Below are 21,830 nucleotides of genomic sequence, written 5' to 3'. Positions count from 1 at the left end.
ATTTCCGGGCGGCCCGATCTCGATGTCCGGCGGCAGTCGCGAACGCTCTAGTGTGATGGTCCTGAACGGCCCTTCCGGGCAACGGAATCAGGAAAGGTGACCGGCGGATGTCGCTTCGCCCCGGGGACGCGGAGACCATAGGCGGCTACACGCTGCTCGACCGGCTCGGCAGCGGCGGGATGGGCGTCGTGTATCTCGGGCGGTCGGCCTCGGGACGGCAGGTCGCGGTCAAGGTCGTGCACGCGCAGTACGCGCTGGACGAGGAGTTCCGGGCCCGCTTCCGGCAGGAGATCGCGGCCGTCCGCCGGGTGAGCGGAGCGTTCACCGCCCCCGTCGTGGACGCCGATCCGGACGCCGAAGCCCCCTGGATGGCCACGCTCTACGTGCCCGGCCGCACCCTGGCCGAAGCCGTCGAGAAGGACGGCCCGTTGGCCGGGCGGGCGCTGCGCACGCTGGCGTTGGGGCTGGTCGAGGCGCTGCGGGACATCCATCAAGCGGGCGTCGTGCACCGGGACTTGAAGCCGAGCAACGTCCTGCTCGCCGAGGACGGGCCTCGCGTCATCGACTTCGGCATCTCCCGCGCCGCCGACAACCAGGCCCTGACCGTGACCGGCCGGCTGATCGGCACGCCGCCCTTCATGTCTCCCGAGCAGTTCGCCGCGCCCCGAGACGTCACCGCCTCCTCCGACGTCTTCTCGCTGGGTTCCCTGCTGGTGTACGCGGCCACCGGCAACCGGCCCTTCGACGGCGCCAGCCCGTACCTGACGGGTTATCAAGTCCTGCACGAGCAGCCACGGTTGGACGGCGCACCGGAGCCGCTGCGGAGCATCGCCGAACGCTGCCTCGACAAGGAGGCGACGTCCCGTCCCCAACTCGCCGAACTGCACGGCCTGTTGCTGAACCTGCCTGAGGACGAAACCAAGTCCGGGTCCATGGCCGGGTCCGGGTCAGCCACGGTGGCGGGCTTCCCGCGAACACGCCGACCCCGGCGACTCGTCATCACCCTCGCCACGGCGCTCGCCGTCACCACTCTCGGCCTCACGACCCTGCACTGGCTGTCGGACGGCGGCACGGACTCGGGCACACCCGCCGCGTCCACGTCCTCCGCGTCCCCCGCCGCCGTGGCGCTGCCCACCGGCTGGAAGCCATGGCGGGCGAGCCTGCTCACCGCCCAGACCGGCGATCCCCTGGACTACACCCAATCCGGCTGCCTGGCGGGCGGCACCACCGTGTACTGCGCCGGTACGGGCGCCACGGTCACCGCGCTGGACGCCGCCTCGGGCCGGGTCCGCTGGCGGTCGGGCAGCAGCCCCGAGACCTCGCTCCCCATCGGCGTCCGGGACGGGCGCGTCTACACCTACGTCAAGCCCGACTCGAACGACACCTTCATCACCCGGCGCCTGGTCGCCCTGGACGCGAAGACCGGGGCCCGGCTGTGGATCCACCCGATCAGGGACGACACCGACCCCGTCCTGTTCGACGGCGGGATCCTGGCGATGGACACGGACGCGACGAAGTTCGTGGCCTACGACGCGTCGGGCCGCCGGCTGTGGAGCGCCCCCATCTGGTCGAACCTCGGGAACTCCTGCACTCCGACGGCGCTGGGCGGCGCCCCCTACGCCGTCTGCACGGTCGAGGACGATCCCTCCCAGGGCGATTTCATCCTGGTACGCCTCGACCCCGCCACCGGCGCGCAGCGAAAGATCGCCGAACTTCCCACGGGGGCACTGCCATTGGGCATCGACGAGGGCCGGGCGCTGTTCCTCGTGCCGAAGCTGGCGCCGGAGGTCTTCGGCAGCGGCCCGGACCAGCTGTACACCGCCCTCGACCGGGTGAACCCGAGCACCGGCGCGATCCAGCGGATCGCCCTGCCCGCCGCCACTCGCGGCACGGCCACCCTGGTCAAGGACGTGATCTACCTCGTCCGCCCGAACGGCACGGTCACCGCCGTCCGCGCGGCCGACGGCAAGCGGCTCTGGCAGCGGGGGACGGACACCGAGAACCTGTCGACGCCGGTGCTGTCGGCGAAGTTCAACAGGCTCTATTTCTCGAACCAGTTCGGCCGTCTGCTCGCCCTGGACCGGAGCACCGGAGCCGTCGAGTGGCGTACGTCCGCACTGGCGAACGCCGGCGACTCGACGGACGACACCGCGCCGTACGCCGTACTCGTCAAGGACGCGATCGTGGCCGTGGCGGGCGACACGGCGTTCTCGGTACGGCCGCCCGCGAAGCGCTGAACCGCGCCGCTCAGGCCACCGAGCCGATCCGTCCGGCGGGCAGCGATGTCGCGTCGTGGTGGATCGGCGTATGCGCGCCGGTGAGTGAGATGCCGGTGCCGCCACGCCTGTTGGCGACGATCTCCGCGGCGATCGACAGGGCCGTCTCCTCGGGCGTACGGGCGCCGAGGTCGAGCCCGATCGGGGACCTCAGCCGTGCCAACTCCATCTCCGTGACGCCGACTTCACGCAGCCGATCGTTGCGGTCGAGGTGGGTGCGCCGGGAGCCCATCGCGCCGACGTACGCCACCGGGAGGCGCAGCGCGAGCTGGAGCAGGGGTACGTCGAACTTGGCGTCGTGGGTCAGGACGCACAGGACCGTGCGGGCGTCGACGTCCGTGCGCCCCAGGTACTTGTGGGGCCACTCGACGACGATCTCGTCGGCGTCGGGGAAGCGGGTCCGGGTGGCGAAGACGGGGCGGGCGTCGCACACCGTCACGTGGTAGTTCAGGAACTTGCCGACGCGGACCAGCGCGGAGGCGAAGTCGATCGCGCCGAACACGATCATCCGGGGCGGCGGTACCGAGGACTCGACCAGGACCGTGAGCGGGGCCCCGCAGCGGGAGCCCTGCTCGCCGATCTCGACGGTGCCGGTGCGGCCCGCGTCCAGATAGGCACCGGCCTCGGCGGCGACCGTACGGTCCAGTTCGGGGTGGGCGCCGAAGCCACCGTCGTAGGAGCCGTCGGGGTGGACGACGATCGCGCGGCCCCGCAAGGGAGTTGGGCCCGAGACGATCCGGGCCAGGGCCGCCGCGCCGCCGCTCGTCGCGGTCGACAGGGCGGCGGTGATCACCGGGCGGGCGGGGTCGCCGACCCGTACCGGTGTGACGAGGATGTCGATGACTCCGCCGCAGGTCAGGCCGACGGCGAAGGCGTCCTCGTCGCTGTAGCCGAAGCGTTCGAGGACGGTTTCGCCGTCCGCCAGCGCCTGTTGGCACAGTTCGTAGACCGCGCCCTCCACACAGCCCCCGGAGACCGAGCCGATCGCCGTACCGTCGGTGTCCACCGCGAGGGCGGCGCCGGGCTGGCGGGGCGCGCTGCCGCCGACGGCCACCACGGTGGCGACGGCGAAGTCACGGCCCTGCTCGACCCACCGGTGCAGCTCTTCGGCGATGTCCAGCATCTCGGTCTCCTAACGAGGTTGCGGGGAAGGGCAGTTGGGGCGGACTAGTGCACGCCCAGCCAGCTCTCGACAGGGTTGAGAGCAAAGTAGACGAGGAAGATGACAGTGAGCCCCCACATGAAGGCGCCGATCTCCCGCGCCTTGCCCTGGGCGGCCTTGATGGCGACGTAGGAGATGACTCCGGCGGAGACGCCCGCGGTGATGCTGTACGTGAATGGCATCACGACCACCGTCAGGAACACGGGGATTGCGGTGGCGCGGTCGGCCCAGTCCACGTGCCGGGCGTTCATCAGCATCATCGAGCCGATGACGACCAGGGCGGCGGACGCGACCTCCTGCGGGACGATCGCGGTGAGGGGAGTGAAGAAGAGGCAGGCGGCGAAGAACAGGCCGGTGACCACCGAGGCGAGGCCCGTTCGTGCGCCCTCCCCTACCCCCGTCGCCGACTCGATGAAGACGGTCTGGCCGGAGCCGCCCGCCACGCCGCCGATCGCGCCGCCGGCGCCGTCGATGAACAGCGCCTTCGACAGACCCGGCATCCTGCCCTTGGCGTCGGCGAGTTGGGCCTCGGTGCCGACGCCGATGATGGTGGCCATCGCGTCGAAGAAGCCAGCCAGCACGAGCGTGAACACGATCATGCCGACCGTCATCGCGCCGACCTTGCCCCAACCACCGAACTCCACATGGCCGAAGAGCGAGAAGTCCGGCATGGACACCGCGCTGCCGTGCAGTTCGGGGGCGGCGCCGCTGGCCCACTGCTGGGGGTCGATGACCCCGGCGGCGTTCAGGACCGCGGCGACGACCGTGCCGGTGATGATGCCGATGAGGATGGCTCCGGGCATGTTGCGCGCCTGGAGCATGAAGATCAGCAGCAGGGTGCCGGCGAACAACAGGACGGGCCAGCCCGCGAGTTCACCCGCCGGGCCGAGGGTGAGCGGGGTCGCCTTGCCCTGGTGCACGAAGCCGGACTTGTAGAAGCCGATGAGCGCGATGAACAGGCCGATGCCCATCGTGATGCCGTGTTTCAGCGCGAGCGGAATCGCGTTCATGATCATCTCGCGCAGGCCGGTGACGACGAGCAGCATGATGACCACGCCGTACATGACGCACATGCCCATCGCCTGCGGCCAGGTCATCTGTGGGGCGACCTGCGAGGAGAGCACGCCGGAGACGGAGAGACCGGCGGCGAGGGCCAGCGGCGCCTTGCCGACGAAGCCCATCAGGAGGGTGGTGAAGGCCGCCGCGAACGCGGTCGCGGTGATCAGCCCTTTCTGGCCGAGCGTGTCCCCCGCGACGTCCTTGCCGGACAGGATCAGGGGGTTGAGCAGCAGGATGTACGCCATCGCCATGAAGGTGGTGACTCCGCCGCGCACCTCACGCGCGACGGTCGATCCCCGCCGGGATATGTGGAAGTACCGGTCGAGCCAGGACCGGCCGGCCGGGACGCGGGTTCCTTCACCCGAGTCCTCGGCGGCGGTCCTGGGTTCCACTGACTGCTGGGTCATGGGGCCATCTCCCAAGGTTCACAGGGGCACCCGTCGGCCGCCTCGGCGGCGCGCGGGATTTGGGATGGACGACCCGGGGGACGGCCCGAGACGAACAAAGGGGACCTGGGGGGACCAACTCCCCCCAAGGCGTCACCGGTTGGGACCCCGAAAGGTCACGTGCCCGTGAGGTGCTCCGGGCGTACCGGTGTCCTGTTCAGTTCCAGTCCGGTCGCGTTCCGAATAGCCGCTAGCACGGCCGGAGTCGACGACAGGGTGGGGGCCTCGCCGATGCCGCGCAGCCCGTACGGGGCGTGCTCGTCGGCGAGTTCGAGCACATCGACCGGAATGGTCGGAGTGTCGAGGATCGTGGGGATCAGGTAGTCCGTGAAGGACGGGTTCCTGACCTTGGCGGTCTTCGGGTCGACGATGATCTCCTCCATGACCGCCACGCCGAGACCCTGGGTCGTACCGCCCTGGATCTGGCCGATGACGGACAGCGGGTTGAGCGCCTTGCCGACGTCCTGCGCGCAGGCCAGTTCGATGACCTTGACCAGGCCGAGTTCGGTGTCGACCTCGACGACGGCGCGGTGCGCGGCGAACGTGTACTGGACGTGCCCGAAGCCCTGTCCGGTACGGAGGTCGAAGGCCTCGGTGGGGCGGTGGCGCCACTCGGCCTCGATCTCTACGGCCTCACCTTCGAGGACGTCGACCAGATCGGCCAGCACCTCGCCGCCGTCGGTGACCACCTTGCCGCCCTCCAGGAGGAGTTCGGCGGTGGCCCAGGCCGGGTGGTAGGTGCCGAGCTTGCGGCGGCCCATCTCCAGGACCTTCTCGCGGACCAGCTCGCAGGAGTTCTTGACGGCGCCACCGGTGACGTACGTCTGCCGGGACGCGGAGGTCGAACCCGCCGAGCCCACCTGCGTGTCCGCCGGGTGGATCGTCACCTGGGTGACGCCCAGCTCGGTGCGGGCGATCTGCGCGTGGACGGTGACTCCGCCCTGGCCGACCTCCGCCATCGCGGTGTGCACGACGGCGACGGGCTCGCCGCCGACAACTTCCAGGCGGACCTTGGCCGTTGAGTAGTCGTCGAAGCCCTCGGAGAAGCCGACGTTCTTGATGCCGACCGCGTAACCGACCCCTCGTACGACGCCTTCGCCGTGCGTGGTGTTGGACAGGCCTCCCGGCAACTGCCGTACGTCGGCGGCCTCTCCGGCCGCGAGCCACTGCTGCTCGGGCGGCATGGGCATCGCCTTGACGCGGCGCAGGAGTTCGGCGACCGGCGCCGGGGAGTCGACCGGCTGCCCGGTCGGCATGATCGTGCCCTGCTCCATCGCGTTGAGCTGACGGAACGCGACCCGGTCCATGCCCACCTTGTCGGCGAGCTTGTCCATCTGAGCCTCGTAGGCGAAGCACGCCTGGACCGCGCCGAAACCGCGCATCGCGCCGCAGGGCGGGTTGTTGGTGTAGAGCGCGATGGCCTCGATCTCGACGTCGTCGATGACGTACGGTCCGGCACCGAGCGACGAGGCGTTTCCTACGACCGCCGGAGAGGCGGAGGCGTAGGCGCCGCCGTCCAGGACGATCCTGGCCTTGAGGTGGGTGAGCTTGCCGTCCTTCGTGGCGCCGTGCTCGTAGTGGAGCTTGGCGGGGTGGCGGTGGACGTGGCCGAAGAAGGACTCGAAGCGGTTGTAGACGATCTTCACGGGCTTGCCGGTGCGCAGGGCCAGCAGGCAGGCGTGGATCTGCATCGACAGGTCCTCGCGACCGCCGAACGCGCCGCCGACGCCGGACAGCGTCATCCGGACCTTGTCCTCGGGCAGGCCGAGCACGGGGGCGATCTGGCGCAGGTCGGAGTGCAGCCACTGGGTGGCGATGTAGAGGTCGACTCCGCCGTCCTCGGCCGGTACCGCGAGCCCGGACTCGGGGCCGAGGAACGCCTGGTCCTGCATGCCGAAGGTGTACTCGCCCTCGACGATGAAGTCGGCACGCTCCCGGGCCGCCGCCACGTCGCCGCGAATGATCGGCTGGCGGTGCACGATGTTCGGGTGCGGGACATGGCCGATGTGGTGGTCGTCGCGGCCCTCGTGGATGAGGATCGCGTCCGGCGCGGTGGCGGACAACTCGTCGGTGATGACCGGGAGTTCGCGGTACTCGACCTTGATCTTCGCGGCGGCGCGGCGGGCCGTCTCCGGGTGGTCGGCGGCGACGATCGCGACCGGCTCGCCGTGGTGCCGGACCTTGCCGTGCGCGAGGACCGGGGTGTCCTGGATCTCCAGGCCGTAGTTCTTCACGTCGGTCGGCAGGTCGTCGTAGGTCATGACGGCGTAGACACCGGGGGTCTTCAGCGCCTCGACGGTGTCGATGGAGACGATCTCGGCGTGCGCGACCGTGGAGCGCAGGATCTGGCCCCAGAGCATGTCCTCGTGCCACATGTCGGAGGAGTACGCGAACTCGCCGGTGACCTTGAGGGTGCCGTCCGGGCGGAGCGTGGACTCGCCGATGCCGCCCTTGGTCTGCGAACCCTGGGTGACCTTGGTGGGAGTGCCGACGGGGGCGCCTTTTGCGGAGATGTCAGACATGTCAGACCGCCTCTCCCTGCCGGGCGGCCGCCAGGCGTACCGCGTCCATGATCTTCTCGTAGCCGGTGCAGCGGCACAGGTTGCCCGAGAGCGCCTCGCGGATGTCCGCGTCGGTCGGGGTCGGGTTGTGCTCCAGCATCTCGTCGGCGGCGACGAGGAGACCAGGGGTGCAGAAGCCGCACTGGACGGCGCCGGCGTCGATGAACGCCTGCTGGATCGGGGCGAGTTGGGTGCCCTCGCCGGTCTGCGAGTCGAGCGGCTTGGGGTGCCAGGTCGGGGACCCACCCTGAGAAAGTGTGTCACTTTTCGCAGAAGTGTCACACTTTTCCGCACCACATGCCCTCTGCCGGGCGTAGTCCGCGAGCCCCTCGACCGTGACGACCTCGCGGCCCTCGACCTGACCGGCGGCGACGAGACAGGAACAGACGGGGATGCCGTCGAGGCGGACCGTGCAGGAGCCGCACTCCCCTTGCTCGCAGGCGTTCTTGGAGCCGGGCAGCCCCATCCGCTCACGCAGGACGTACAAGAGGCTCTCGCCCTCCCACACGTCGTCCGCTTCCTGCGGGCGGCCGTTGACCGTAAAATTGACGCGCATCAGGCGACTCCCTCCGTGGGGGCGGCGGTGCCGCGGTAGGACTCCCAGGTCCAGGTCAGGGTGCGGCGGGCCATGATGCCGACCGCGTGCCGGCGGTAGCTGGCCGTGCCCCGGACGTCGTCGATCGGGTTGCAGGCGGCGGAACACAGATCCGCGAACTGCTTGGCGACCGACGGCGTGATGATCTTCCCGCTCTCCCAGAAGCCGCCCTCGTCGAGCGCCGCGTTCAGGAACTCCTCGGCGGCCTTCGCCCGGACGGGGGTCGGCGCGGCCGAACCGATGCCGGTGCGGACCGTGCGGGTGGCGGGGTGCAGGGCGAGGCCGAAGGCGCAGACCGCGATGACCATGGCGTTGCGGGTGCCGACCTTGGAGTACTGCTGCGGGCCGTCCGCCTTCTTGATGTGGACGGCCCTGATCAGCTCGTCGGGCGCGAGCGCGTTGCGCTTCACGCCGGTGTAGAAGTCGTCGATCGGGATGAGCCGGGTGCCGCGCACCGACTCTGCCTCGACCTCGGCGCCGGCCGCGAGGAGCGCGGGGTGGGCGTCGCCGGCCGGGGAGGCGGTACCGAGGTTGCCGCCGACGCCGCCGCGGTTGCGGATCTGCGGGGAGGCGACCGTGTGCGAGGCGAGCGAGAGGCCCGGCAGCTCGCCGCGCAGGTTCTCCATGATCCGGGTGTAGGGGACCGAGGCCCCGAGCCGCACGCTGTCCGCGCCGACCTCCCATTCGTAGAGATCGCCGATACGGTTCAGGTCGAGCAGGTACTCGGGCCGACGGTGGTCGAAGTTGATCTCGACCATCACATCGGTGCCGCCCGCGATCGGTACTGCGGTGGGGTGCTCGGCCTTCGCGGCGAGCGCCTCCTCCCAGCTGGCGGGGCGAAGGAAGTCCATGACCGGCTCTCTTCTTCGTCTCGTGGGTCGTACGGATCAAGCCAGTTCGTGTGCGGCGGGTCCGGCTCGTTCATGCGCTGTTAATGCAGCGTGAGGTCAGTACACAGCGCCGTGCGCGGAGCGGGTCAGTCACGGAAACCATGAAGGAGTTGGCTGGCCAGGGCGGGCATCTTGTAGATTCATATGAACAGAGGCCATCAGTAACCCCTCCGATTCCCTGTGGAAACGTGGGAAACAGCCCCGCACCCACAGCACCTCTTGGTTCATCGTAGTTTTCTAGACAAAGAACGGCGGCGACGGCGATGCGGCTGCGCGCACTTCTGGACACCGATGCGCTGGGGCTGCGGCTGCTCGGCGGCGAGGACGAGCTGGATCGCACGGTCCGCGGGGTGATGACCACCGACCTGCGCGACCCCAGCCGCTACCTCTCGGGCGGCGAGCTGGTCCTGACCGGCCTGGCCTGGCGCCGCAACGCCTCCGACACCGAGCCGTTCGTACGGCTCCTGGTGTCCGCCGGAGTGGCCGCGCTGGCCGCCGGCGAGGCCGAGCTGGGCGCCGTCCCGGACGACCTGATAGCCGCCTGCGCCCGGCACCGGCTGCCGCTGTTCGCGGTCAACGAGTCGGTGGCGTTCGCGACGATCACCGAGCATGTCGTACGGCAGGTGTCCGGTGAGCGGGCCGGTGATCTCGCGGCCGTGGTGGACCGGCACCGCCGGATGATGACCTCGGGCCCCGCAGGGGGCGGCCCGGACGTGGTGCTGGATCTGCTCGGCTCGGACCTGGATCTGCGGGCGTGGGTGTTGTCGCCGACCGGGCGGCTCATCGCGGGTTCGAAGGTGTCGGGGCCCGCGCTGCCCGTCGACGTGTGCGCGAAACTGGCCGCCGAGCAGCTGGCCGCCGCCCGCACGGGTCGCCGGGGACCGCACCGGCTGGCGCTGGGCGGCTCGACGTACTCCCTCTTCCCGATCCGCGGCGGCGGGCGGTCCGCGCAGGGCTCGCGGGACGTGCGCGAGACGGTGCTGTCGGACTGGCTGCTCGCGGTCGAGGCGGATGCCGGGGACTGGCCGGACGAGCGGCTGGACCTGCTCCAGGGCGTCACGCAACTGATCGCCGTCGAGCGGGACCGGCGGGACGCGGCGCGCACGGTCCGCAGACGGCTCGCGCAGGAGGTCCTGGAGCTGGTCCAGACGGGTGCCGCGCCGTCCGAGATCGCCGCGCGCCTACGGGTCGCCGCTCCCGTGCTGCTGCCCGGGCTCGGCGCGGCGCCGCACTGGCAGGTGATCGTGGCCCGGGTCGAGTGGGACGGCGCGGACATCGAGGCCGGGCCGGTCGCGCAATCACTCCTGGAGGAGATCCTGGTCGACCCGCTGGCGACCGGCCCCGAGCCCTCCGACCGGATCGCCGTGGCCCACTCGGGCGACGAGGCGATCGCGCTCGTACCGCTGCCCGCGGTGTCGGCGGAGCACGACGGCTCCGAGGCCGGGATCCACGCGGACGTGCTGCTGGAAGCCGTACGGGATCCGCTGTCGGCGGGGCTCGACGACGATGGGCGGGTCACGCTCGGGGTGAGCGCTGCCGTGCACTCGGCGGAGGGGCTGCGCGGGGCGCTGGAGGAGGCGCGGCACGCGAGACGGGTGGCCGCCGCCAGGCCCGGGCGGGTGTGTGCGGCGGGGCACCAGGAGCTGGCCTCGCACGTCCTCCTCCTCCCCTTCGTGCCGGACGACGTGCGGCGGGCGTTCACCGCGCGGCTGCTCGACCCGCTGCGGGACTACGACCGGCGGCACCGCGCGGAGCTGATTCCGACGCTGGAGGCGTTCCTGGAGTGCGACGGATCCTGGACGCGCTGTGCGAGCCGGCTGCACCTGCACGTCAACACGTTGCGCTACCGGGTCGGCAGGATCGAGCAGTTGACGAGTCGGGACCTCTCGCGCCTTGAGGACAAGCTGGATTTCTTCCTGGCACTGCGGATGAGCTGACCCGAAGATCCCACGACTTTGTGAATTCCTTCACCCACCCCCTTGGCCGGGCGCCGGGATTCGTGCTGAGATGCGGCCACCACTCAACAGCTCAATGGTGTGCTCGGGGAGGGCAACGTGGCGCATTCCGCCATGTCTGGGAACGGAACGACCGCTGGTGACGATCCCCTCCAGACCGCGGTGTGGCGGCTGCGCTCGCGGGCCTGCTGGGTCGACGCAGCGGCGCTGCTGCGGCCCGATACCGCGGCACCTGCCCTCCAGCGGACCGCGCTGCTCGTGGAGCGGTGTCTCTACACCGAGCAGGGCTGGGAGGAGGCCGACGACGCGCTGCGTACGGCGGAGGCGCTGGCCCACAGTGACGACGAGCGGGGCGCGGCGGCCTGTGAGCGCGGGTACCTCGCCTACGCGGCCACCCTGCACTCGGTGCGCGACCGGGCCGACGAGGCGCGGGCCGCGCTCGGGCGGGCGGCGGCCCTGATCCCGCCGGACGGTGCGGGGCGGGCGCTGCTGGACTTCCGGCGGGGGCTGGTCGCGGAGAACCTGGCGCGGTCGCCGCAGGCCGCGCGGGCCGCGTACCGGCGTGCGCACGCGGGGGCCGCCGACCAGGCCGACCCGCTGCTGCTGTCGTTCACCCATCGCCACCTGGCCGGACTGGCCCTGCGGGACGGGGAGTTGGCGGAGGCCCGGCACGGCTTCGCCGAATCCCTGCGGATCCGGGAGGAGTTGGGCTACCTCGTCGGCACGGCACCGGCTCTCGCCTCACTCGCGGACGCGGAGGCCGAGCCGGAGGCATCCCGGTTGCGCGAGGAGGCGCGGCGGCTGTTCCGGCTGCTCGGGGGCGTACCGACGTGGCTGGCACGGCAGTTGGCGGTGCCGGCGCCGGGTGCGGCCTGAGCGGCGATTCAGAGGAACCTGAGAACTTCCTGTGCGAGTCTGGCGCGCCCGATCACAGGAGGAGCGCCCCCGATGAGCCTCATCAACGGCCTGCCCGCACATGTCCTGCTCGTCCATTTCGTCGTCGTCCTCGTGCCGCTCAGCGCGCTGGCACTGGTCGTCTGCGCGGTGTGGCCACAGGCGGCGCGGCGGCTCGGCCTGGTGCTTCCGCTCATGGCGCTCGTCGCCCTGGTGAGCGTGCCCCTGACGACCCAGGCCGGGGAGTGGCTGGAGCGGCACGTCGGCAGCAGCTCCCTGGTGCGCCGCCACGCCGAGCTCGGCGACGGGCTGCTGCCGTGGGCCGGCGGCGTGTTCCTGCTGGCCGCGGCGGTGTGGTGGACCGTGGGCCGCAGGCCCGCGCCGGAGGCCGGTCCGCGGTCCGCACCGGTCGGCCCGGTGATCCGGGTGGCGGCCGCCGTGCTGTCCGTCGTGGTGGCCGCGGGCGCAGTCGTCGACGTCTACCGCATCGGTGACTCCGGCGCGAAGGCCGCCTGGCAGAACGGTTTCTCGAAGACCGCCACCGGCGGCGAGGACCGCTAGAACCTGTCCGGCGGATCAGGTCGCGGACGCGGGGCGCGGCACGCCCGTCTCCGGCGCTGACGGCGTGCCGTCGCTTCCCTGGCCTTCCTGGCTCTCCTGAGAACTGATCCGCCGGACAGGCCTCAGCCCCTCAGGAGGCTCCCGCGAAGTGCTCCCGCACCAGTGACTGCGCCACGTCCCACTCCCCCGCGACCAAGGCTTCCAGGAGCGCGAGGTGTTCGGCCGCGTCCGCCGCGAGGTCGGCCCGTCCGCGGGTGACGGGGCCGCCGACCAGCGGCCACTGGGCGCGCCGGTGCAGGTCCTCGGCGATGTGGACGAGCTGCTCGTTCCCGGAGAGGGAGAGAAGGGCGCAGTGGAAGGCCCGGTCGGACTCGGCGTACGTCGCCCGGCAACCGGAGGACGCGGCGCGGACGGTCCCCTCGGCCAGCGGGCGCAGGTCGGCCCAGCGGGCGGCGGGCACGGTACGGGCGAGCCGGAGCATCACCGGCACCTCGATCAGGGCGCGGATCTCGGCCAGTTCGGCGAGTTCGCGGGCACCCCGCTCGATCACCCGGAAGCCCCGGTTCGGTACGACCTCGACGGCACCCTCGGCGGCGAGTTGCTGCATGGCCTCGCGGACGGGGGTGGCGGAGACGCCGAACCGATCGCCGAGCGCGGGCGCGGAGTAGACCTCGCCGGGGGTCAGTTCGCCGCCGACGAGCGCGGTGCGCAGCGCGTCGAGTATCTGACCGCGCACGGAGGAACGCTGGACGACCGCGCGGGGCCGCGGGATCGGAGTCTCGCTGTGCGTGTGCTCACCGCGCACGGCACCGGCACCGTCCCCGAGATCCCGGTCCCGGTCCACGTCGGCGGCGCGCTGCTGCGGCGGCACCCAGGCCCCTCGCGTCGTACGCGGGTCCGGAACACCCGTCCCGGCGGAAGCCTGCGTGCCCTGCTTCACGGGTCCTCCTCCGGACGTGTCGGTACTTGGGGTCATTACGGCGTCTTGTTACTCGTCCGTCAAGCACCTTAGGCGCAGATCGGACTAGTTCAAATTACCGGGGTGATGGGTAAGGTAAGCCTTACCTTTAAACCAACGGCGAATCGGTGGTCCCGGCATGCCCTTGCCTTCTTCGGCCGTAGCGGACGCGTACGCCCGCCTCACCGAGGTCATCCCCGGGCTCGGGATCACCGAACTCACCCCGGAGCAACCGATCCCGACCGGCGGCGGCTGGGTCTCGGCCGCCGTGCTCGCGGAGGGCGGCACGGGCCTTGAGGCGTTCCTGGCCCGGGACGACGCCCAGGTCCTGCGCGACCACGGCCGCCGGGGCCGCCCGGACGTGATAGCCACCTTCGGCCTGCACCGCTACGCCTGGCCGGTCGTCCTCCTGTTCACCGTCCCGTGGTTCCTGCACCGCCGCGTCCCCCGCCTCCCGGTGACCCACGTCTCCTACGACCGCACGGCCGAGGGCTTCGACATGGGCCGGCTGGCCGTCCGTACCGACTCCTTCGCCTGCCTGCCCGGCGACCCGGCGGCAGCGCTGCCCGGCGCCCGGGTGGTCCCGGACGAGGACGCGCTGCGGGCGGAGGTGCGGACCGCGGTGGCCGAGCACATGGAACCGGTACTGGCCGGCTTCGGCCCGCGGATGCGTCGACGGGGCCGGGCCCTGTGGGGCATGGCGACCGACGAGGTCGTGGAGGGCATCTGGTACGTCGCCGATCTCTTCGGCGAACAGCCGCGAGCCGTACGGGAGTTGGAGCGACTGCTGCCGGGTGCGACCAAGCCGTACGTCGGTTCGGCCGCGTTCCGTGAGGTGACCGGGCCGAACGGCGAGGCGCTGTCCACCCGGGACCGGGCCAGTTGCTGTATGTACTACACGCTGGACGCCGAGGACGCGTGCGCGACCTGTCCGCGCACCTGTGAGACGGAGCGGGTCACCAAGCTGCTGGCCACGGCCGTGAGTTGAGGGACCCTCAGTCACACCCTCCACTCGGGGCCCGCTAGGATCAGCCGCGAACAAGGCGTCCGTCCGGTTACAGGTGCTTCACAACTTCCTCACTTGCCGCAGGAACTTTCCGTGGAACCACCCGTACGGGTAGTCTTATTCGAACTCAACTCCCGCCCCTCAAGCGGCAGTTCGAGCAGAAAGCCGCCCTGGGCATCCCCTTGCACCTCCTTGGCGGCCTCTTGCCCCGAAAACGCCTGAGGGCCGTTGGGATTGGGCCACTATGGCGGGCGTTACGCCCTATCCCAATGCAAGGGACCCCAGATGAGACTGACCGACATATCGCTTAACTGGCTGCTTCCCGGCGCCGTACTGCTCCTGGGCATGCTGGCGGCGGTTGCGGTGCTCGCGCGGAGCAAGCGGTCCGGCGGGGAGCACGCGAAAGACGACTCGTGGGAGCGCACGGAGGAGCGCCGCAGGCGCAAGGAGGCCATATACGGCATCGCCTCCTACGTCCTCCTGTTCTGCTGTGCGGCGGTCGCCGCGGCACTCTCCTTCCACGGACTGGTCGGCTTCGGCCAGGAGAACCTCGGCCTCACCGACGGCTGGGAGTACCTGGTCCCGTTCGGCCTCGACGGCGCGGCCATGTTCTGCTCCGTCCTCGCCGTGCGTGAGGCCAGCCACGGTGACGCGGCCCTCGGCTCGCGCATACTCGTGTGGACGTTCGCGGCCGCGGCCGCCTGGTTCAACTGGGTGCACGCGCCCAGGGGCGTCGACCACGCGGGCGCTCCGCAGTTCTTCTCCGGCATGTCGCTGTCGGCCGCGGTCCTCTTCGACCGCGCGCTGAAGCAGACCCGACGGGCCGCGCTGCGCGAGCAGGGTCTGGTGCCGCGTCCGCTGCCGCAGATCCGTATCGTCCGCTGGCTGCGCGCCCCCCGTGAGACCTACAGCGCCTGGTCGCTGATGCTCCTGGAGAACGTGCGCAGCCTGGACGAGGCGGTCGACGAGGTGCGCGAGGACAAGGCGAAGAAGGAGGAGACCCGACTGCGCCGCCGCGACCAGCAGCGGATCGAGCGGGCCCAGCTCAAGGCCATAAGCCGAGGCCAGCGCGGCCTCATGGGACGGGGCGGCGGCCGGTCGCCGGAACCGCAGGCCCTGGAGCGCGGCTCCGGTCAAGCATCCGCGGAGCCTGCTCTATCGACGCCGGAACAACTGCCGGTTCGCACGCGTCCCTCACTCCAGCCAGTCCGCGGGGCATCTGACCCGATAACCGTCGACCTCACCGCCGAGGACGACACGATGGCCCTGCCGCGTCTCGACTCCCTGGAGCGCAAGCTCAAGGACCTGGAGCAGCAGTTCGGCTGAGCCGAGGGCTGAGAACCTGGATCCGGGACCGGGCGACATCGGGACGGGGGCGAAGTCCAACTGGACTCCGCCCCCGTCCCGTTGCTCATGCCGGGCCCGTGCCGCAGCTCATGCCGCGTCCGAATCCAGCTCGAACCAGACGGACTTGCCCACCCCGTGGGCCGACACTCCCCAGGCGTCCGCGAGGGACTGCACCAGGAACAGGCCCCGCCCGTGCGTACCGTCGTCGGCGTCCGGTACGCGCAGTCGGGGCCTGCGCGCCACGAAGTCCCGTACCTCCACGCGCAGTCCACCGGGTCCGACGGTCGCCGTGAGCACGGCGTCGTGGTCGGTGTGGATCAGCGCGTTGGTGACGAGTTCACTCGTGAGCAGCTCCGCTATCTCCGATCGTCCCGGCCTCCCCCAGTGCCGTAGCAGTTCACGCAACGCTCTGCGCGCCTCGGGCACCGCCCGCAGGTCCGCGCGTCCGAGTCTGCGCCTCAGTTGAGGCGGCTGCGCCGGTTCCATGGCGCTGTCGGCCTTGTCCTCCGCCGCTTTCGCCGAGGAGGCCCCGATCGCCATGGGACCGCCCCCTCGTGCTTGCCTTTTCATGACCCCCGCCTGCACGCCGGTTTCCGGTTCCCTCCTGCTCGAACATGTTCACGGGGATCCATGCCCTCGTCGGGAACGGCGCAGTCATGTCGAATCGTCAACGACCGGGTGTTCGGCCACAGTTGCGCCGGGTCCGGCGGGGCGGAGGTTTCGGGGGCGCTGCCGTCCGTACGGTCGAACGGCCACGGTACGGAGCATGCGACGCGGGTGGGGCGGTCGGGGCGTTCCCCTCCGGGGTGCCATGGCTCCCGGCGTCGGGACCAGACACCCCGTGACGTCCTGACCACCGGCGATCGAACCGACTGCCGATGCGCGGCTGCCGATCCGGCCGTAGTCCGCGAAGGCGTGGGGCGATTGGTCCCCCCGGACCTCCCGCGAGGCCCACGCTCCGCGAAACTGGCCGGAATCAGCCGCTCAGGAACCGCGATCGGCGCCCTTCAAGAGGGCCTGTCCGAGGCCTACTTGCCGCCGATTCCCTTCGTGCCGATGTGGAAGATCTTGTGGGTCGTGCGGGTCATGTCGACGACCAGCTTGGTGGTGTCTCCGCCACCCCAGGTGAGGGTGATGGTCGCCTCGGTGTAGTCGGCGGTGCCGTTGTCGGTGACCTTCCAGCTCATGGGGATGTTCTGCGCCTGGAGGACGCCGTCCGCGTGGTTCTTCGCCTCCCAGGCCTTCAGCTCCTTCAGGTAGGCGGGGGTGAGGTAGTAGTTCCGCAGCTCCGTGGCCAGCTTGCCGCCACCGCTGTCGAGGTCGCTCTCGGCGTCGACGTAGGCGCCGTAGAAGTCGGCGATGCGGGTGATGTTGTCGTCCGGCGAACCGCTCACGGTGCGCGGGGCGCCGGCGGAGGCCTGGGCCGCCAGACCCAGCCCGAGGGCGAGGGCGAGGCCGGCGGCGAGGGCGGTGCGGCGCGTGGCCTTCTTGCTGTTCACGTGTGTTTCCCCGTTCGGGTCGATGCCGTGCTGTGGTCGGACCGAGCTTCGGCGCCCGGCCGCCGCGACCGCAATGACCGACACGGACCCCGCAACGGTGGAACCGTCCCACCCCGTCTGACCTCCTGATATAGGGAGTCCCTGGGATGCCGTCCTGGGACGCGACACGCACGGGAGCAAGGGTGTCGGGCGAGGCCAACGACAAGGACGTCGAGGAGTTCGCGGCGCTGCTACGGCGCCTGAAGGCACGCACGGACCGCAGCTACAGCCAGCTGGCCCGCCGCCTGAACATGAACGCGTCGACCCTGCACCGCTACTGCGTGGGCGAGGCGGTCCCCCTCGACTTCGCGCCCGTGGAACGCTTCGCGACGCTGTGCGGGGCGACACCGGAGGAACGGCTGGAGCTGCACCGGTACTGGATCCTGGCGGTGGCGGCGCGACAGCGGCCGCGGATTGCCGTGACACCGGCGGAGAGTCCGGTACCGGAATCGGCCGAGGTCCCTGAGCCGACGCCCAGCCCCTGGTACCGACGGCGTCTCCCGCTCACCGCCGCCGTGGTGTGCACAGTGCTCGCGGTGTGGGGCAGCCTGTCGGCGGTGTCCACCCACGACACGGCCAGGTCGAGGACCGCCGCCACGGCGAAGGCCACCCCTTCCGCCCTCCCCGCTCCCCTCGCCTGGACCGCCAACTCCCAGGTGTGGGACCTCAATTGCAGCCATGACTACGTCGTCGACAAGTCACCCGCCCAGGTTCCGCGGCCCCCGGCCCAGGAGGACGCCGGGACCTGGGCGGCGCAACAGCACGCGGTGCACGGGCGGGAGACGAACGTCGAGATCTCGGTGCAGGGCCGGACGTCCACGGCGGTGGTCCTGGAGGCGCTGCGCGTACACGTCGTGGGCCGGGCAGCCCCGGCCCACGGCACCGCGTACGCCATGGACCAGGGTTGCGGCGGCGAGGTCAGCCCCCGCTACTTCGGCGTGGATCTGGACGCCGATCGCCCTCGGGCCCGCCCGGTCGCCGGGAGCACCCTGGGGACGCCGGTCCCAGCGGTGCACCTGCCGTACCGGGTCTCCGCGCAGGACCCCGAGGTGCTCCTGGTCAAGGCGCAGACCCAGACCTGCGACTGTCGCTGGTACCTCGAACTCGACTGGGCCTCCCAGGGCCGCACCGGAACGCTCCGCATCGACGACCACGGCAAGCCGTTCCGCACGAGCGGCATCAAGGGCCTGCGGCACCTCTGGTACTCGTCGAACGGCTGGGCACCGTACGACGGTTAGGGCCGGGGCATGTTGCGGATGTTGGACCGGGCCATCTGCAGCATCCGCCCAACTCCCCCGTCCAGCACGATCTTTGACGCCGACAACGCGAACCCGGTGACCATCTCGGCACTGATCTTCGGCGGGATGGACAGGGCGTTGGGGTCGGTGACGACGTCCACGAGAGCAGGCCCGTTGTGCTTGAAGGCTGCCTTCAGGGCACCTTCGAGGTCCTTGGGCTTCTCGACCCGCACGCCGTAGGCACCGCACGCGCGCGCCACGGCGGCGAAGTCGGGGTTCTTGTTGGTGGTGCCGTACGACGGGAGTCCGGCGACCAGCATCTCCAACTCGACCATGCCCAGGGAGGAGTTGTTGAACAGGACGACCTTCACCGGCAGGTCGTATTGGACGAGGGTGAGGAAGTCGCCCATCAGCATGGAGAATCCGCCGTCGCCCGACATCGACACGACCTGCCGCTCCGTGTCGGTGAACTGGGCGCCGATCGCCATCGGCAGCGCGTTCGCCATCGAGCCGTGCGAGAACGAACCGATGATGCGGCGACGGCCGTTGGGCGTGATGTAGCGCGCGGCCCACACATTGCACATGCCCGTATCAACCGTGAACACGGCATCCTCGTCGGCCAGTTCGTCGACGACGGCGGCCACATACTCCGGATGGATCGGGACGTGCTTCTCGACCTTCCGCGTGTACGCCTTGACGACCCCTTCCAGCGCATCGGCGTGCTTCTTGAGCATCCGGTCGAGGAACTTCCGGTCGCCCTTCGGCTTCACCCGCGGGGTGAGACAGCGCAGCGTCTCCTTCGCGTCGCCCCACACCGCGAGGTCCAACTTCGAGCGCCGGCCGAGGTGTTCGGGCCGTACGTCGATCTGGGCGATCTTCACGTCGTCGGGGAGAAAAGCGTTGTACGGGAAGTCGGTGCCGATGAGGATCAGCAGGTCGCACTCGTGGGTGGCTTCGTAGGCGGCGCCGTAACCGAGCAGCCCACTCATCCCCACATCGAAGGGGTTGTCGTACTGAATCCACTCCTTGCCCCGCAGGGCGTGGCCGATCGGGGACTTGATCTTCTCGGCGAACTCCATGACCTCGGCGTGCGCGCCGGCGGTGCCGCTGCCGCAGAACAGGGTGACCCTCTCGGCCGCGTCGATCATCTCGACGAGCTTGTCGATCTCGGCGTCGCCTGGCCGGACGGAGGGCCGGGAGGTGACGAGGGCGGTCTCGGCGGCCTTGTCCGGGGCGGGCTCGGAGGCGATGTCGCCGGGAAGGGAGACGACGCTGACACCGGACTGCCCGACCGCGTGCTGAATGGCGGTCTGGAGCAGCCGGGGCATCTGCTTCGGGTTGGAGATGAGTTCGCTGTAGTGACTGCACTCCTGGAAGAGCCGGTCGGGGTGGGTCTCCTGGAAGTAGCCGAGGCCGATCTCGCTGGACGGGATCTGCGAGGCGAGGGCGAGGACCGGGGCCATGGAGCGGTGGGCGTCGTAGAGGCCGTTGATGAGGTGCAGGTTGCCGGGGCCGCAGGAGCCGGCGCAGGCCGCGAGCTTCCCGGTTATCTGCGCTTCGGCGCCGGCGGCGAAGGCGGCGGTCTCCTCGTGCCGTACGTGGATCCAGTCGATCGCGGAGTTGCGGCGGATCGCGTCGACGACCGGGTTGAGGCTGTCGCCGACGACGCCGTAGAGGCGCTTTACTCCGGCGCGGACGAGGATGTCGACGAACTGTTCGGCAACGTTCTGCTTGGCCATGGTTCTCGCGTGCCCTTCGGTTTCCGGTGTCCTGCGGATCCCTCTGGGTTCCATGAATTCACAGCCCGGGCGCTCACGCCTCCCAAACGGCGGCGGCCGTGCGGTCGTCGGCATAACCCTTGACCCGCACTTGGGTGTCGGCGAGGAACGCGGCGAGGCCGGGCGGGGTGGTACCGGACCACCGCCCCGCCAGATGGGCGGACAGCTCGGGCTCGCCACGCAGGGGCTCGGCCAGTCCGCCGGTGCACATGAGAAGCGTGTCCCCCGGGCGGGCCACGGAGGCACGGAAGCGGAAGGGTTCGCGGGGCGGTTCGGGGGCGGGTTCGTACGGGCTCGGGGGCGTCGGGATGCCGAGGTCCATGGTGAGCCGGTCGCCCTGGGGCGTCTCGGCGGGCTGCGACCCGAACCCGACGACGGCCTCGCCGCTCAGGTCGCCGACGGCGGGCTCGATGTCCTGCCACTCCCCGTCGCGCAGCCGGAACAGCCCGCCGGGCCCGACCCCGAAGAAGACGCGGGTACGGCACTCCGGATGCGCGGGAAGGAGGAGACACCGCAGCCCGGCCGAGTACTCCTCCGGATCGATGCCCTGTTCGGCGGCGCTGGCGCGGAGCTTGCCGAGGCTGCGGTCGGTGAGCCGGTGCAGCCCGGACTTCAGGTCCCCGCGCCGAGCAGCCCTTATGTCCTCGGAGAGCCGCGCGTGACTCCGCCCCACGGCCCGCGCGATCCAGTCACAGGCCTCGGCGGCGGCCCGATGCGCCCCCGGCGTGGCCCGGGCCCCGGTCGCCATCGCCACCAGCACCAACGCCTGCTCCCCGACCCCGAACCGCGCGGTCAGCAACGAGTCCCGCCGCGGCTCCCCCCGGAACCTCGCGGAGTCCCCCCGCACGGAAGCGGCCCTGATCGTGCTCGTCCCGTACCGCGCCCCGTCCAACACGGTGTCCGCGACCAGATCGTCGAGCTCGTCCGGGTCGGCGAGGGGGAGAGCGGTGGGCTCGGCGTCGTAGGTGGGGGGTCCGGAGCCTACGTAGTCGAGGGTGAGGGGTGCGGGTGGAGGCGGGGGTGGTGGTGCGAGGGCGGGGAGGTTCGGGGACGGGGCGATCGGGAGGGGTTGGGGTGGGGCGACGGCTGGAGGCTGGGGGTAGGGGCGCGGGTCGAACGGGCGGTCCGGGCGGAGGGGTTGAGGGGCGGAGGTGGGGGGTGCGGGCGCGGTTGGGGGCGGCGGATACGGTCCCGGGCCCGCCGGACGCGGCTCCGTCGGTGCGGAGGCGGGACTCTCCGCAGGGCGTACGGGAACGGCCATTGGCTGCGAGGCGGACAGACCGTCCGGGCGGAGACCCGCCGGAGCGACGGCGGGACTGCCGGCAGGCGGTGCGGGAACGGCCGGCTGCGGGTACGCGGGCGGGAGCTCCGCGTCGGCCGCCCGCTGAGGGGGTGCCGGTGGGAGGTCGGGCTGCGTGTCCGCGTGGGGCGCCTGCCGGGGTGGGGCGGGCGGGGCCTGCTCCCCTGGGGCGACGGGGGTCATGGGCTTGAACAACGGAGCCTCGGCATACGAATCCGCGCCGGCATCCCCCGGAACCGCAGGCGGCGACGCGCCATCGCCAGGAG

Annotated in this window: 17 protein-coding genes; 7 read left to right on the top strand and 10 right to left on the bottom strand. The window is 71.0% G+C overall.

Translation table 11 applies throughout. The features are described from left to right. Nucleotides 1–107 precede the first annotated feature (107 nt). Nucleotides 108–2,237 (top strand): protein kinase domain-containing protein, encoded by a 2,130-nt coding sequence (locus OG588_RS39470; RefSeq protein WP_405951417.1) that lies wholly within the window; start codon nt 108–110, stop codon nt 2,235–2,237. A gap of 10 nt (nt 2,238–2,247) precedes the next feature. Here OG588_RS39470 and OG588_RS39465 read toward each other — a convergent pair whose 3' ends face one another. The 5 genes from OG588_RS39465 to OG588_RS39445 all read right to left on the bottom strand — a co-directional run bounded on the left by OG588_RS39465 (nt 2,248) and on the right by OG588_RS39445 (nt 8,950). After that, on the bottom strand, nt 2,248–3,399 hold the full coding sequence (locus tag OG588_RS39465) for an XdhC family protein (protein WP_405951416.1): 1,152 nt from the start codon (nt 3,397–3,399) through the stop codon (nt 2,248–2,250). 44 nt (nt 3,400–3,443) lie between these two features. Continuing rightward, entirely contained in the window at nt 3,444–4,904 is a 1,461-nt protein-coding gene (locus OG588_RS39460; protein WP_405951415.1) for an NCS2 family permease, read from the bottom strand. 155 nt (nt 4,905–5,059) lie between these two features. Then, on the bottom strand, nt 5,060–7,465 hold the full coding sequence (locus tag OG588_RS39455) for a xanthine dehydrogenase family protein molybdopterin-binding subunit (protein WP_405951414.1): 2,406 nt from the start codon (nt 7,463–7,465) through the stop codon (nt 5,060–5,062). A 1-nt stretch (nt 7,466) separates the two neighbouring features. Then, nucleotides 7,467–8,060: a (2Fe-2S)-binding protein gene (locus OG588_RS39450; protein ID WP_405951413.1), complete on the bottom strand. Its 594-nt coding sequence runs from the start codon at nt 8,058–8,060 to the stop codon at nt 7,467–7,469. Further along, on the bottom strand, nt 8,060–8,950 hold the full coding sequence (locus OG588_RS39445; RefSeq protein ID WP_405951412.1) for an FAD binding domain-containing protein: 891 nt from the start codon (nt 8,948–8,950) through the stop codon (nt 8,060–8,062). Before OG588_RS39445 ends, OG588_RS39450 begins: the two co-directional genes overlap by 1 nt. 302 nt (nt 8,951–9,252) lie before the next feature. Between OG588_RS39445 and OG588_RS39440 the strand changes: the two genes are divergently transcribed. The 3 genes from OG588_RS39440 to OG588_RS39430 all read left to right on the top strand — a co-directional run bounded on the left by OG588_RS39440 (nt 9,253) and on the right by OG588_RS39430 (nt 12,399). Beyond that, nucleotides 9,253–10,926 carry a PucR family transcriptional regulator gene (locus OG588_RS39440; protein WP_405951411.1) on the top strand — a complete coding sequence of 558 codons (1,674 nt, stop codon included), beginning with the start codon at nt 9,253–9,255 and terminating at the stop codon, nt 10,924–10,926. Nucleotides 10,927–11,043: 117 nt separating this feature from the next. Further along, nucleotides 11,044–11,820, top strand: coding sequence for a hypothetical protein (locus OG588_RS39435; RefSeq protein WP_405951410.1), 777 nt, complete (start codon nt 11,044–11,046; stop codon nt 11,818–11,820). Nucleotides 11,821–11,892: 72 nt separating this feature from the next. Continuing rightward, nucleotides 11,893–12,399: a DUF2231 domain-containing protein gene (locus OG588_RS39430; RefSeq protein ID WP_405951409.1), complete on the top strand. Its 507-nt coding sequence runs from the start codon at nt 11,893–11,895 to the stop codon at nt 12,397–12,399. 130 nt (nt 12,400–12,529) lie between these two features. On the opposite strand, the gene OG588_RS39425 is transcribed toward OG588_RS39430, so the two are convergent. Then, the gene (locus tag OG588_RS39425; protein ID WP_405951408.1) at nt 12,530–13,339 is read right to left on the bottom strand and encodes a GntR family transcriptional regulator; all 810 of its coding nucleotides are present in this window, start codon (nt 13,337–13,339) and stop codon (nt 12,530–12,532) included. Nucleotides 13,340–13,496: 157 nt separating this feature from the next. On the opposite strand from OG588_RS39425, the gene OG588_RS39420 reads away from it, so the two are divergent. Then, nucleotides 13,497–14,345: a (2Fe-2S)-binding protein gene (locus OG588_RS39420; RefSeq protein ID WP_405951407.1), complete on the top strand. Its 849-nt coding sequence runs from the start codon at nt 13,497–13,499 to the stop codon at nt 14,343–14,345. A gap of 303 nt (nt 14,346–14,648) precedes the next feature. Beyond that, a complete protein-coding gene (locus OG588_RS39415; RefSeq protein ID WP_329260319.1) occupies nt 14,649–15,689 on the top strand; it encodes a DUF2637 domain-containing protein in 1,041 nt (346 codons plus the stop codon). A gap of 108 nt (nt 15,690–15,797) precedes the next feature. Here the strand turns inward: OG588_RS39415 and OG588_RS39410 are convergent, their stop codons facing one another. Both OG588_RS39410 and OG588_RS39405 read right to left on the bottom strand, forming a co-directional pair. After that, nucleotides 15,798–16,250, bottom strand: a complete 453-nt coding sequence (locus tag OG588_RS39410) for an ATP-binding protein (RefSeq protein ID WP_405951406.1) — start codon at nt 16,248–16,250, stop codon at nt 15,798–15,800. 488 nt (nt 16,251–16,738) lie between these two features. After that, complete coding sequence (locus OG588_RS39405) at nt 16,739–17,209, bottom strand: hypothetical protein (protein ID WP_405951405.1); 471 nt, start codon at nt 17,207–17,209, stop codon at nt 16,739–16,741. A 146-nt stretch (nt 17,210–17,355) separates the two neighbouring features. On the opposite strand from OG588_RS39405, the gene OG588_RS39400 reads away from it, so the two are divergent. Further along, on the top strand, nt 17,356–18,486 hold the full coding sequence (locus OG588_RS39400; RefSeq protein WP_405951404.1) for a helix-turn-helix domain-containing protein: 1,131 nt from the start codon (nt 17,356–17,358) through the stop codon (nt 18,484–18,486). Here the strand turns inward: OG588_RS39400 and OG588_RS39395 are convergent. Then, on the bottom strand, nt 18,483–20,225 hold the full coding sequence (locus OG588_RS39395) for a pyruvate dehydrogenase (protein ID WP_405951403.1): 1,743 nt from the start codon (nt 20,223–20,225) through the stop codon (nt 18,483–18,485). The two genes, OG588_RS39400 and OG588_RS39395, sit on opposite strands and share 4 nt — an antisense overlap. Nucleotides 20,226–20,298: 73 nt before the next feature. After that, nucleotides 20,299–21,747, bottom strand: a complete 1,449-nt coding sequence (locus OG588_RS39390) for a protein phosphatase 2C domain-containing protein (protein WP_405951402.1) — start codon at nt 21,745–21,747, stop codon at nt 20,299–20,301. Between the last annotated feature and the right edge of the window lie 83 nt (nt 21,748–21,830).

This window comes from Streptomyces prunicolor, assembly GCF_045162825.1.
Classification (GTDB): domain Bacteria; phylum Actinomycetota; class Actinomycetes; order Streptomycetales; family Streptomycetaceae; genus Streptomyces; species Streptomyces prunicolor.
This window is presented reverse-complemented; position numbering and strand designations above follow the sequence as displayed.

Excerpts from the sequence above, each read along its gene's own strand:
- OG588_RS39470 (WP_405951417.1), top strand. The coding sequence starts at position 108 with ATGTCGCTTCGCCCCGGGGACGCGGAGACCATAGGCGGCTACACGCTG.
- OG588_RS39465 (WP_405951416.1), bottom strand. The coding sequence starts at position 3,399 with ATGCTGGACATCGCCGAAGAGCTGCACCGGTGGGTCGAGCAGGGCCGT.
- OG588_RS39460 (WP_405951415.1), bottom strand. The coding sequence starts at position 4,904 with ATGACCCAGCAGTCAGTGGAACCCAGGACCGCCGCCGAGGACTCGGGT.
- OG588_RS39455 (WP_405951414.1), bottom strand. The coding sequence starts at position 7,465 with ATGTCTGACATCTCCGCAAAAGGCGCCCCCGTCGGCACTCCCACCAAG.
- OG588_RS39450 (WP_405951413.1), bottom strand. The coding sequence starts at position 8,060 with ATGCGCGTCAATTTTACGGTCAACGGCCGCCCGCAGGAAGCGGACGAC.
- OG588_RS39445 (WP_405951412.1), bottom strand. The coding sequence starts at position 8,950 with ATGGACTTCCTTCGCCCCGCCAGCTGGGAGGAGGCGCTCGCCGCGAAG.
- OG588_RS39440 (WP_405951411.1), top strand. The coding sequence starts at position 9,253 with ATGCGGCTGCGCGCACTTCTGGACACCGATGCGCTGGGGCTGCGGCTG.
- OG588_RS39430 (WP_405951409.1), top strand. The coding sequence starts at position 11,893 with ATGAGCCTCATCAACGGCCTGCCCGCACATGTCCTGCTCGTCCATTTC.
- OG588_RS39420 (WP_405951407.1), top strand. The coding sequence starts at position 13,497 with ATGCCCTTGCCTTCTTCGGCCGTAGCGGACGCGTACGCCCGCCTCACC.
- OG588_RS39415 (WP_329260319.1), top strand. The coding sequence starts at position 14,649 with ATGAGACTGACCGACATATCGCTTAACTGGCTGCTTCCCGGCGCCGTA.
- OG588_RS39410 (WP_405951406.1), bottom strand. The coding sequence starts at position 16,250 with ATGGCGATCGGGGCCTCCTCGGCGAAAGCGGCGGAGGACAAGGCCGAC.
- OG588_RS39400 (WP_405951404.1), top strand. The coding sequence starts at position 17,356 with ATGCCGTCCTGGGACGCGACACGCACGGGAGCAAGGGTGTCGGGCGAG.
- OG588_RS39395 (WP_405951403.1), bottom strand. The coding sequence starts at position 20,225 with ATGGCCAAGCAGAACGTTGCCGAACAGTTCGTCGACATCCTCGTCCGC.
- OG588_RS39390 (WP_405951402.1), bottom strand. The coding sequence starts at position 21,747 with ATGACCCCCGTCGCCCCAGGGGAGCAGGCCCCGCCCGCCCCACCCCGG.